Origin of the sequence: Vibrio sp. T9, assembly GCF_003123985.1 — a bacterium.
Lineage (GTDB): Bacteria > Pseudomonadota > Gammaproteobacteria > Enterobacterales > Vibrionaceae > Vibrio > Vibrio diabolicus.
Genome location: NZ_NIGY01000003.1, coordinates 73,086 through 85,554 on the forward strand (window position 1 = coordinate 73,086; position 12,469 = coordinate 85,554).

A 12,469-nucleotide genomic window follows, 5' to 3' on the forward strand; every position below is an offset into this window, starting at 1 on the left:
AATGCATTACGAGACGGTTCGGCTCATTCTTGGTGACCAACTTAATAGCGAGCATTCGTGGTTTCAACGTGTAGACGACTCGGTGCTTTACCTTGTCGCTGAGTTAAAACAAGAAAATACTTACGTTACGCATCACATTCAAAAGGTGTGTGCTTTTTTCTCTGCGATGGCGAATTTTGCCAACGAGCTGCAGGAAGAAGGGCATCAAGTTTTGCACCTTACGTTGGATGACACACAATCTTTCGAGGATCTTGCGCAAGTCTTACAACACTACGTGAGTGAAGTTGGTGCAAGTAAGTTTGAATATCAACGCCCCGACGAATACCGTTTACTAGAGCAGTTAGCCAAACTAAAGCTTGATGGGGTCGTGATGCGCAGCGTCGATTCGGAACACTTTTTGTTACCGTTTGAGGAAATAGAATCGCAGTTTCCTCAAGGTAAACACATCATGATGGAGCACTTTTATCGCCGTATGCGTAAGCGTTTCAACATTTTGATGCAAGACGGTAAGCCTATGGGTGGAAAGTGGAACTACGACGCCAATAACCGAAATAAACTTAAAGCAAAAGACATTGAACAGCTGCCAAAGCCATTAATGTTCAGTCATGACGTCAGTGATATTGTCGAGCGCTTAGGTCGGCACAACATTCAAACCATAGGTAAATTAAATGGTGATTTACTTTGGCCAGTAAGTCGCTCTCAAAGCTTGTCTTTACTCGCGCATTTTTGTCAGGTCTGTTTGCCACTGTTTGGTCGTTTTCAAGACGCCATGACAGGTCAGCACGAGGCTAAATGGAGCTTATATCATAGCCGGATTTCGTTCTCGCTGAACAGTAAGCTGCTGAATCCGCGAGAGGTGATTGACGCTTCACTTAAGGCATTTCATGCCAATGCCGACATCGATATTTCTCAGGTAGAAGGTTTTATTCGTCAGATCTTGGGATGGCGAGAGTACATCCGAGGCGTTTATTGGGCGAACATGCCTCATTACCCGAAAAAGAATGAACTGGAAGCGAGTAGAAAGCTGCCAGACTTCTTCTGGAACGGCGAAACCAAAATGGCCTGTATGCGAAACGCGATTGGCCAGTCTCTTGATTACGCTTACGCGCACCACATTCAGCGCTTGATGGTAACCGGTAACTTTTGTTTATTAACCGAGATCGACCCAGACCAAGTGGATGAATGGTATCTCGGTATCTACGTTGATGCGATTGAATGGGTAGAAATGCCCAATACGCGCGGTATGGCACTGTTTGCAGATGGTGGGATTGTTGGCACCAAACCGTATGCGGCGAGTGGCTCTTACATCAACAAAATGAGCGACTACTGTAAGGGTTGCCACTACGACAATAAGGCGAGGAGTGGAGAAGGCTCTTGTCCGTTCAACAGCTTATATTGGCGCTTTATGAACAAACACGACAAACGCTTAGCAACCAATCCACGTATTGGGATGATTTTCCGATCTTGGGACAATATGGAAGAGCAGCAACGCCAGGCGATAATCGATACCGCAGAGTATTACATAGAAAACGTGGAGAGCTTGTAATGGACATACTGATCGTTGGTGGAAATGGCGGCATTGGATTGGCGATGGTTCAACAAGCGCTAGTTCGCTTTCCTCAAGCTCGCGTGCATGCCACTTATCGTAATCACCAACCAGATTGGCAACACCCAAATGTATTTTGGCATCAAGTGGATGTATCGCAGGACGAGCAGGTGAAAGCACTCAGTGAGCAAATTGAACATGTTGATTGGTTGGTGAACTGCGTTGGTATGTTGCATACCCAAGATAAAGGTCCTGAGAAGAATCTTAGCTCGCTCGACGCAGACTTTTTTCAGCAAACCATTTTGGTTAATACTTTGCCGAGTTTACTGTTGGCGAAATACTTCACGCCCAAGTTAAAACGCAGTGCCAACCCTAAGTTTGTAACCATTTCGGCCAAAGTTGGCAGTATTAGTGATAATCACTTAGGCGGTTGGTACAGCTATCGTGCATCGAAAGCCGCGTTAAATATGTTCCTCAAAACCATGTCGATTGAATGGCGGAGAATGGTCAAACACGGCACTGTACTCGCTCTTCACCCAGGCACAACAGATACGGCTTTGTCGGCACCTTTTCAAGCGAATGTACCTGAAGGAAAGCTGTTTAGCCCAGAGCGTGTCGCGCGAGACTTATGGGGATTGATTGACAAAGCAACCCCGCAGGATAGCGGGGCATTTTGGGCTTATGATGGTGCCTTGTTACCTTGGTGAAGCGCTGCTTGGTCTGAGCCACGTTACCTTGGAAAATAAGGCTAGCAGTGCGACACAAAGTTTTTGTGGTTCTAACTTTTGACTGATTTGTTTCTTCGGCAGCGCTCAGAACAGTAAACGACTTCGTCCCAATTTCTTGCCCATTTCTTTCTCCAAGAAAATGGGCGATGGCAAACAGAGCAGATTTTGGTTGGTAATTGTGTTTTAAAACCTTTCATCTGGTCCTCCCCATTTGCCATCGTATGCCCTTGAAGTTGAATGAATACGAACTATTTATCAAAGAGATACAGATACTCTTCATACCCCTGCGTTTTCATTTCACTTACAGGTACAAATTTCATTGCCGCAGAGTTCATGCAGTAGCGTAATCCTGTTGGCTTCGGACCGTCTTTAAAAACATGACCAAGGTGAGAATCGCCAAACTTACTGCGAACTTCCGTTCTTGGATAAATCAGCTTGTAATCGGTTTTTTCAACGATGTAACCTGGGTTGATTGGCTTAGTGAAACTTGGCCAACCCGTCCCCGATTTGTATTTATCGGTAGAAGAAAACAACGGCTCACCAGTTACGATATCAACGTAAATCCCCGCTTCTTTGTTGTCCCAATATTCGTTGTCGAACGGACGCTCGGTGCCTTCTTCTTGCGTTACGTAGTATTGCAACTCTGTTAAGTTTGATTTGATCTCGGACTTAGCAGGCTTACTGTACGCTTTCACTTTCGATAGCAACTTTTTTTCTTCGATCAACTGACGAAGCGTTTTTGGGGTCTCTTTACGATCATCACCAAATACTTCATCCAAGTATTTATCTCGACCAGACGCATAGCGGTAATACTTATACTTTAAGCTGCTCTTTTTGTAATAGTCTTGGTGATACTCTTCTGCAGGATAAAACTTTTCAAACTCGATCAGTTCTGTTTTCAACGGTTTGGGATAGATCATCGCCTTGTCGATTTCCATTATAAACTGTTTTGCGATCTGCTTTTGTTCCGCGTTATGATAGAAAATAGCAGGGCGATACTGTGGGCCACGGTCGACAAAAGAGCCTTTATCGTCAGTAGGATCGATATGACGGAAAAAGTAGTCCAACACTTGCTCGTAACTAACCACTTTAGGATCGTACTTAACTTCGATCACTTCTATGTGACCTGATTTACCTGATGAAACTTGGCGATAAGTTGGGTTTTCAACATGACCACCAGAATAGCCTGATACGACATCGACTACGCCAGTCAACTGTTCCAAATCCGATTCTGTACACCAGAAACAGCCGCCAGCCAGTGTCGCGATTTCTGCATTCTCTGAAGCCTTCATCTTATCCATCGTATCGGCGGTGCCTGCTTTACTCAAAAGTAGGAACAAGACAGGAAGTGCGAAAGAGAATCCGACCAATAACTTAGATATATTCTTCATAGCTACCTCAACGTTGTTTTCCGTAGAAAGTGTGACTGAAATAAAAAGTGTTACGTATAGAGAAAGGCAACCGAGCGAAAAAATTACAGCAATGTTGAAAATTCCGTTGCCCTTTTATGCGAGAAAGCTAAAGTATCGACACGAAATACACCGCTTGATAGGGCAACGATGTCTTCAACGAGCGATGCTAAATGAGGTAAATCATGCAAGCAGAAGTTAAATGGGTAGAAGATTTTAAATTCCTTGGGCAATCTCAGTCGGGTCACTCCGTAGTGATGGATGGCAATGGCGGTGCAACGGCACCAAGCCCAATGGAAATGGTACTAATGGCCGCTGGTGGCTGTAGCTCTGTCGATGTTGTCGACGGTTTGAAAACGGCAGGCCAAAAGGTCTTGTCAGTTAATGCCAAGCTAACCACAGAGCGTCGTGAAACCGCACCACGTATCTTTACGCAAGTGAATATCCACTTTGAAGTTTCAGGTGACGAGCTTGACCCAGAAGTCGTAGCAAAAGTGGCGGCTGACTCGCTAGAAAAATACTGCTCGGTTTGCTTAATGCTAGGTGAAGGTGTTGAGATGACCCACAGCTGGGAAATCGTGTAAGTCGACAGACTCCACAAAATATAAAAACAGGAAAGAGAAAAGTGCAGGCTTTTCTCTTTTTTTATTCCTCAATTCACGTACCGTGTGATTAATCTGAAAGTAGTAATTGCAGGTTGTAGGAGTCTCCCAGTGACAGAACTCGAAAAAATGATGTCTGGTCAAATCTTTGATGGCATGGACAAAGAAATTGACGCCATTAGAAGTCATGCTCTTCAAGCACTTAGAGCGCTCAATAACAATACCGACGAAAGTCAGCGCGACGAATTACAAAAACAGCTGTTTGGCAAAGCGGGTCTTTGCATTGTTCAAGCACCTTTCCATTGCGAGTTCGGTAAAACCATCGAAATCGGCGAAGAAACCTTTATCAACATGAATGTGGTCATGCTTGATGGCGCTAAAATTACCATCGGGAACCACGTGCTAATCGGTCCAAGCGTGCAATTGTATACCGCTTCTCATTCTGTGGATTACCGAAGTCGCCAACGTTGGGAAACGTTTTGTAAACCTATCACGATTGAAGATGATGTGTGGATTGGTGGTAACTCCGTCATTAACCAAGGTGTAACGATTGGTGCTCGCTCGGTGATTGCGGCGAACTCGGTCGTCAACCATGATGTGCCGCCAGATTGTCTATACGGAGGCACACCTGCTAAGTTGATTCGTCGTCTCAACGAAGAAGAGTAAGAATCGATAGTGATGGTATGATGACTCGCTTTACAGGTATAAGAGAATCATGCCATCAGAAAGGGATAATTCGCCAAGGAGTCTAAGATGTCGAACAAGACAGAAGTCCTCATGTGCCCTACATGTGGGGTAGAAACGCATCATGTAGTGGTGTTAGTCAGAAAGAAAAGTGGCTTTGAAGGCGATAAAAATCGCAACAAGAAAGAGTTCATCGCTGGATTTCTCAAAAGTGTAGTGTTCGGCGCCTTCCTTGCTTCTATGGATGAATTTGAACGTCACTTGATCTGCGAAAACTGTGGTCATAAAACCATTCAACAGTAACTGGTAGTCTTTCTTTCTCTGCATAAGTTCATAAGTGCGGTTTGAAGCACTGGTTATTCAAATCGCATTATCCTCTTTTAGTGCTTTTGCTCTTCTTATGTTCCTTTCTCAAAAATGAGTCACATCAGTACGCATTTTAACCGCTTGGATACAGGTAAATCACTGCTATGTATAATAAATTTTGGTGGGAAATACGTGTTTCAGCTCGATGTTTAACCTCTGTTCTATCGACACGTTTTGGGTCCGTAAACACTTAAATTTCGTTTGCTTTATGTTATATACAGTGCGGTTGTGTGAAATTGATCACATTAATGTTTAATTTATAAAAAAATATTTAATGAATAGTAATTCACAAATATGCTGACCGTATGTGCTATTTAGTTTTGACTTATCTTTTTAGTATTCACTTGGTGAATGTTTTGTTGGTTTTAGATTGACTGAAGGTTTGATTTTCTATTCAAACTTGTGAAGGGTTGAATAGATATATTAGAAAACATGAATTTGATCTTGTTTCTATCTTTTGTTTTAAATGCGAAATTCATTATTAACAACGGATGGTTTTGATGATTTCTCTTATGTGTATCCCACCAATTTTAGAAATTGAAAATTAAACTTTCTCAATACAATAACGACTAAAATTAAACGGAATGATGTTCTTATATTTTTATTGTATTTTAACTTATACGTTTTCACTCATTCATTTTAACTGTTTTTGTTGATTTTAAGTTGTTGATAATAATTGTCTTTTAACTTTTATTTTAATGGCGTTGCTTTGCTGCTTCTTTAACGTTGTGGTGAGTGGTTTTATTTATAAAAAGTCATTTTAAAGTACGTTTTTAAGCAAAGTAGAACGCAACAATACTCAGATAAATAGTATTAAAAAATTAAATAAGGATTTAACCATAAGAGTAATTTTATGGTTGATAGGTTTATTGGGGTTGATTATCTGAATTTTTATGGAATTTCATCCCAATAATCTGTTTGTCTTTAAGTTTATTCTAATAAACTTAATTCTCATGGAAGTTTCAAAACATGCAGCACACAACAAAGTGGATGATGACGCCGCTTGCAATGTTGTTGGGTACGCTGTTTTCAGCGCCATCATTCGCGGTGGAAACGAGTGTAATTGATAGCACTAGCACGCCTGAATCTACACAAAATGAAGGAGATACGTCCTGTATTGTTTGTAAGTTTAGTGGGGCCGTTTACCTATCTTACGATACAAACATTTACGATAAAGACGACTACCGTTCTGTCCGCAATTTCTCGTGGGGAGGGGATCTCGTTTATTCCTTTTCGAGCGACACAAAAGCCTATTTTTCTACGGGTGGCTATCGTGCCCTAGAAGATGAAGTCGGCACCTACGCGACAGATTCGGTGTTGGGCTTGCAATACACGAACCTATATCGCTTTGGAGATACAGGGAAAATCGGCGTTGCGGGTCAGCTCACCATTCCAACTTCAGAAACATCTCGTAAAGATGAACTGCACACCGCGGTTCGTTTAGATGTGCCGATCTCTTTTTCAGCTTGGAGCGTCGATTTTTCGGTTTCGCCAAGACTGAGAAAAAATTTCCACGAATACAAAACCATGGGTGGACGCTCGCTGACTGAGTGGACTTACTCGTTGTTTGCTGTTGCGGAAAAGTCGTGGGAGTCGTTCGCAGTGGGGATCACGGCGTTAGGTGGTAACAGCATCAGTTATCAAGGTACGCGCAGAAGCAGTTGGCAGTATGAGGGGGCGTTGTACGGCACATACGAGTTTGATGAAAGTTGGTCATTGCTACTCGCGGCGTCATCAACGGGTTTCTATCAAGATGCAGAGCGAGGCACCTTGGGCAACATCGATTTGTTGGACCAAGAGAAAGCATCTTACATCGCGACAGTGACTTACTCCTTCTAGGAAAATAACAACAATTAAGGATATCCAAATAATGTTTAAAAAATTGACTCTGGTGTCAGCAATAACGGCCGCACTTGCAGGCTGTGGCGCAGATGATCAGGCGTATGACTATGTCGAAAGAGATGCAAAAGAAGTCGCAGTAAAAGATCTTAAAGACGGTCGTTGGTTTTACGTTCCGACGACTGGTGCCGCGCCACGCTTTGCTCTGAACCAATTCCCATTCTTGCAAGGTTCACCTCGTTACGTTGAGCTTTGTTTTACCAAAGAAGGTCTGGAAGTTCGCAGTTACGATAAAAACTACCCAGACGCGCATCTAAGCAAAGATGCTAATAACTACTGCGGTGAAGAGAAATTTGTCGCAGACGACGACGGCGTTAACTTCGCGCAAGTGCTGACGATTCCGGGTGACTTTGCGGCGTATCGCTGTCAAGAAGACGCGCATGGTGATTGCACCAACAAAGAAGAAACCAACGAAGACGCAAGCCTAAACTACAAGAAGAAAACCCACTTCACTCCTCGTCCTGAAGATCTCGAAATTGCAGAATTCAATATGGAAGATCTGTATGGCATTACTGAGGGCATTGATGAAATTGGCGCACCACGATTGATCTCGTGGGACTTTGACCCTAAAAACGGTCTTCTCAATTTCGAACTAGAGCGCACGTTCCGTATCGATTTAGATAATATTTCCGACTACATCAACTTTGCAACGAAAGCGAGCTTGGATGAAGCGCTTGTAGATGGCGCGTTTAAATCTCGGTTCTACTATTCGTTAGTGCACGAAAGTGAAGTGGCAACCGAAGGTTACCAACCGATCTTGTACCCAGTGGGTGATGAGAACGACATTGGTTTCTTCACCACGTCGACGAAAAAGCTTAACCCAGTCACGAATAAATACGACCGTGATGTGGTTTACCTCAATCGTTTCAACCCAGATCAAGGCTCTATCAAATATTACTTGAGCGACAATTTCTTTGAAGAGAAGAACAAGTTGTTCTTGGATGCAACGCTGCAATCGATCGACAAGATGAACCAAGCGCTGAATGTATTTGGGGCGGATGCAGGCAAGCCTGAAATCGAGATTGTGAACAAAACCAAAGCGGCTGGTATTCACCCAGGTGATCTGCGTTACAACGTGATTAACCTGATTGACGAGCCTCTAGCGAACGGTCTGCTTGGCTATGGCCCGTCGGTTTCTAACCCGATGACGGGGGAAATCATCAAAGGCCACGTGAACCAATACGCAGGTGTTGCAAGAACGGGTGTGCCTTTCTATTGGGACAACTTGGCGCGTTTCTATAATCGTAATCAACTGGACTTAGATGGCTTAGAACCATTGCCAACCAGCAGCGAATCTGTGAAAACAGAAGTCGCGGATAGAATTGAAGCGCTTTCTACAATGGCGGCGATGGCGAGCCTGAAATCGGATGAAAACATTCATGCGCCGCTCGTTTCAAAAGAAGACATCGTTTCTGGAAAAGCAGCGACGAAGAGCCCAACTCAGCTAATGAAAAACTTCAATGATGACATGGAGTTTGAAAAGGTGGTTGAAGCTGAAGAGAACCGTTTGTCTTTCTGGGCAGAGAACAACGTCTATCCAATCGAAGCGTCGTGGGTTTCTTCAACCAACAAGGCCATGTTGGACAACTTGAAGTTGGATGACGAGCGTTACTTTGAGATCAAACTCGATGACGCAGGTAACGAAGTATCGCGTCAGCTTAAGCGTTGGAAATACCTACCAAAAGAGTTGCAAGTGAAAGCCGCAGATGCGATTACGGTTGCGACTTACAGCAATACGCTTGTTCACGAGCTTGGTCATAACATGGGTCTGCGCCATAACTTTAAAGGCTCAAATGACAAAGCGAACTACTACACGCTAGAGCAAGCGCATCAACTTGGTTTGAACAACATTCCTGCTTACAGTTCGACGATGGACTACGCACCAAGCATGTTGGATGAAACGCCAACTTGGGGTCTGTACGATATTGCGGCGTTTAAGTTTGGTTACGGTCGTAAAGTCGAGACGATTCAAGATTCTTCAGGTTCAGCTCCTGCGCCTGTTGCGAAACCGGCAGACAGTGCGAGCGATGAAGACAAAGCGGCATACGCTCGTTACCTCGCTGATCAGCAAGCCTACCAACAAAGCTTTGCATACAAGTTTGGCAACAATCCAGACAACACATCGCTGATGGTTTGTTCTGAAGTGAAGGCACTAACGGGGAACGAGAAAGGCAAATCACTCTACAACTGTGACTTCAGCCGATTCGATACCGCCGCGTTGTCTGATGATCCAGAACTGAATGCGAAAACTCGTTATGGCGCACTTTACTACCTAGATAAAGTGAATGAAATTGAGCGTAAGTCTTACGATTTCTGTACCGATGGGAACGTTTCTCTAAACAGCGACTGTAACCGTTTTGACGAAGGTACAAACCTAGAAGAAATTGTTTCTTACGAGTGGCAGAACTATCTCGATAGCTATGATCGACGCAACTTGGAGTTATATGGGACGACGGGATTATTTTCGTCCGATTATCCTGGTTACTTAGTGCGCCGTTATATGGAAATGAGCGCTATCCGTGACAAGATGGAAGATCTTGAGCGCATCGATAACCTGTACACCAATCTTGGTTACACTTCGTCAACGGATAAGCCGGGTGATTTCTTATTGCGCATTGCTTCAAACCCTCAATACTGTAGCGAAGGCAAAGCCGATAACTCATGGTTCTGTGATTACGCGAATGGGGCGAAAAAATCCGCGGCGTTCTTCCTTGATATCTTGCGCACACCAGAGCATCAATGTGTGATAGAAAATGCGGCAGGCAACCAAAAAGTGATTTCTTTTGGTCAACTGTTAGACAACAACTCACACCAAATTCCGGCTGATTACGATCTTTCAACAGCCAGCTGTTTTGATGATTTGGCAGCACGCTTTATCGAAGATTCAGATGAGGGCTATATAGCTGTTGCGGAAACTGCGAATGGACGCTTCCTAAACTCAATTGGTAGCTTTGACCCGGATTACCCTTGGTCAAATGCGGTGTCTGTGTTGGGTAATTGGCCAGACAAAGCGCTTGCGAGCCACTTCTTAGCACGTCGATTCTCGAACCGTTTTACCGATGAGGTGAGCTTTGCATCGCTGCTTGATATCCCTGGGGTGCAAGCTGAATACGAAGACATCATGGGCAACATCGTGGCAAATGATGCGTTAAATACGCCAGTTAAATTGGTGGGTAAAGACGGTAAGGAATACACCAATCTAAAAGGTGTTACCGTGAACCTACACATCACTGAGCAAATGGAGTCCCTACCACCAATGCCTCGTGGTATTGCAAGATTCCTTGATATTGGTGCAGAAGGCCGCGGACGTGTTGGCGATGTCATCTTGAGAATGGGTGTGCGCCAAATGCAGTCTTACGACTACACAGTGAAGACTCGTGGTCAATCTCAGTTTGATACGTTTACGAAGCAGCAAGACCGCTACGGTATTATTGCGGGTGACAAGGTTGAGTTTGTTATCGACGGCGAGAAGTTTGTGGCAACAAAAGCAAACAAGCTGGCTTACGACTACGCAAATCAACTGGTGACGTCCAAAGGTTACGATCTAAAAACGTACCTAGATAGCTATGAGCCTGCAACACTAAACAAGGTCGCAGAGAGCATCGATAGCGCTTGGGGGCCATTCCGAACAGCGATTGTCCCAGCGTTCCACGATCCTGTATTGCTGCTGGATGCGCCAATGGTCAACGCAATGAAGCGAACCATTGATGCGGATATCACGGCAGGTGTGCTGTCGTTTAGCCAGTCTTTCATCAACTTTACGACAGCGAATGTGACTTCGGGTGATTTGGTCATCGATGCAACTTCGGGCACATTGAGCTACAAAGGTGGTAAAGCGCACGATGAGCTGAAAGCGTTCGAAGCTTACACTGATACGATGCTTTTGATTTACAACGATCACGCCGAAGACATGATGTTCGCGGTCGACAATGTGTACGCAGGGTACATGGCGTCTTCAGATGCTGACAAAGAACTTTGGCTGAAAGATCTCAATATGATTCAAGCGTATTTACGTGGTGATATCGGCGCTGTGGCTGGTGATTACTACAAGATGCTTGATCGCCTACCAACTGCAGTGAGTTTCCAGTAAATAACTCTTAATTCACTCATACAAAGGCCTGCAGCAATGCAGGCCTTTTTCGTCATAGGACTGATGGAATTTAGGAGTGAAAGATGATCTGTCCGTCTTCTGTCATCACAAGTGTCGCTTTGCTTTGTTCGATAAGTTGGGCAGCATAAGAAGGGGTAACGGCCTGCATATCACCTTTAGATCGAAGAGTTAAAGATTCCCACGCTTGATCTCGATATTTCCCAGCTTGGGTGTATTGAATCAGTACTTTCATAGCTTTACGCTCCGGTGTGGTTGACGTGCTACTTAAGTTAACGATCTTAGGGTGGTTGCGCATCTGTTAAAAGTGAAACATTAGTTTAACCAAATGTGCCTTTCCAAATATCACGCATTGAGCAGAGCAAGTTTGAATCCTTATGACGGAAGGATGAAGAACACTCAATCTTTCGATTCATACTGCGCAATGTAATGTTTGAGAGATTTGGTTTCCGCACTCTGAAACTTTTCATCGTGCATACGCAGTGCTTGTATACGGTCGAGGCGGAACTGGCGGTAGTCATCGCGCAATTCGCACCAGGCGACCAGCGTCCAGACTTTGCCCCAAAAGAACTGGCCTAACGGTTGGATTTTTCTCTCGGTCACCTGTCCGCTTTCATCTTGGTAATCCAAACTGACCTTAAACTGATGATCAATCGCGTGGCGCAGAAGCTGCCCTCGTTTGGCAGTTTCGGATTGGGTGTGATAATCGGGCACAATCAGCGGACAATCTTCCACTTGTTGTTTGAGCTTATCGGGCAATACCGAAAGTATTTTGGTGGACGCAGAGTGAGACGCTTCGGCGAGTTCTGCATCCGACCAGGCTCGAACCATCCGCATACCCAGTTCAAGCGCCATCATCTCTTTTTCTGAGAACATCAAAGGCGGCAGATGAGAGCCCGCTTGCAACAGGTAGCCGACACCTGCTTCACCTTGAATAGGAACACCAGAACTAAGCAACGACTGAATATCGCGATAAATCGTACGTTCGCTGACTTCCATTCTTTCTGCGAGCTCTTTCGCTGTCACGGCGTAACGCTTTGCGCGCAAAAGCGTCAGTAGCTCAAACAGTCGTTCTGATTTGCTCATGATGTTCCTTATCTAGACCTACTGGTTGTTAGTGGTAGTGT

At 44.5% G+C, this 12,469-nt stretch carries 11 protein-coding genes; 7 read left to right on the top strand and 4 right to left on the bottom strand.

Annotation, left to right across the window (positions count from 1 at the left end):
- Position 1 precedes the first annotated feature (1 nt).
- The gene (locus CBX98_RS07095) at positions 2-1,546 is read left to right on the top strand and encodes a cryptochrome/photolyase family protein (protein ID WP_109168846.1); all 1,545 of its coding nucleotides are present in this window, start codon (positions 2-4) and stop codon (positions 1,544-1,546) included.
- A complete protein-coding gene (locus CBX98_RS07100; protein WP_109168847.1) occupies positions 1,546-2,253 on the top strand; it encodes an SDR family oxidoreductase in 708 nt (235 codons plus the stop codon). Before CBX98_RS07095 ends, CBX98_RS07100 begins: the two co-directional genes overlap by 1 nt.
- A 71-nt stretch (positions 2,254-2,324) precedes the next feature.
- Here the strand turns inward: CBX98_RS07100 and CBX98_RS07105 are convergent, their stop codons facing one another.
- The gene (locus CBX98_RS07105) at positions 2,325-2,471 is read right to left on the bottom strand and encodes a DUF2256 domain-containing protein (protein WP_074189751.1); all 147 of its coding nucleotides are present in this window, start codon (positions 2,469-2,471) and stop codon (positions 2,325-2,327) included.
- A 51-nt stretch (positions 2,472-2,522) separates the two neighbouring features.
- Entirely contained in the window at positions 2,523-3,665 is a 1,143-nt protein-coding gene (gene msrB, locus CBX98_RS07110) for a peptide-methionine (R)-S-oxide reductase MsrB (protein ID WP_109168848.1), read from the bottom strand.
- 203 nt (positions 3,666-3,868) lie between these two features.
- Between msrB and CBX98_RS07115 the strand changes: the two genes are divergently transcribed.
- The 5 genes from CBX98_RS07115 (at position 3,869) to CBX98_RS07135 (ending at position 11,324) form a co-directional block, all read left to right on the top strand.
- The gene (locus CBX98_RS07115; RefSeq protein WP_005393675.1) at positions 3,869-4,267 is read left to right on the top strand and encodes an OsmC family protein; all 399 of its coding nucleotides are present in this window, start codon (positions 3,869-3,871) and stop codon (positions 4,265-4,267) included.
- A 129-nt stretch (positions 4,268-4,396) separates the two neighbouring features.
- Positions 4,397-4,951 (top strand): sugar O-acetyltransferase, encoded by a 555-nt coding sequence (locus CBX98_RS07120; protein ID WP_109168849.1) that lies wholly within the window; start codon positions 4,397-4,399, stop codon positions 4,949-4,951.
- An 87-nt stretch (positions 4,952-5,038) separates the two neighbouring features.
- On the top strand, positions 5,039-5,272 hold the full coding sequence (locus CBX98_RS07125) for a hypothetical protein (protein ID WP_005393681.1): 234 nt from the start codon (positions 5,039-5,041) through the stop codon (positions 5,270-5,272).
- A 1,032-nt stretch (positions 5,273-6,304) separates the two neighbouring features.
- Complete coding sequence (locus CBX98_RS07130) at positions 6,305-7,174, top strand: hypothetical protein (RefSeq protein ID WP_005479976.1); 870 nt, start codon at positions 6,305-6,307, stop codon at positions 7,172-7,174.
- Between the two features lie 31 nt (positions 7,175-7,205).
- Entirely contained in the window at positions 7,206-11,324 is a 4,119-nt protein-coding gene (locus CBX98_RS07135) for a M66 family metalloprotease (RefSeq protein WP_109168850.1), read from the top strand.
- Between the two features lie 70 nt (positions 11,325-11,394).
- On the opposite strand, the gene CBX98_RS07140 is transcribed toward CBX98_RS07135, so the two are convergent.
- Together CBX98_RS07140 and CBX98_RS07145 are read right to left on the bottom strand one after the other, a co-directional pair.
- Entirely contained in the window at positions 11,395-11,577 is a 183-nt protein-coding gene (locus CBX98_RS07140; RefSeq protein WP_005393690.1) for a hypothetical protein, read from the bottom strand.
- Positions 11,578-11,741: 164 nt separating this feature from the next.
- The gene (locus CBX98_RS07145; protein ID WP_109168852.1) at positions 11,742-12,428 is read right to left on the bottom strand and encodes a YafY family protein; all 687 of its coding nucleotides are present in this window, start codon (positions 12,426-12,428) and stop codon (positions 11,742-11,744) included.
- Positions 12,429-12,469: the final 41 nt, after the last annotated feature.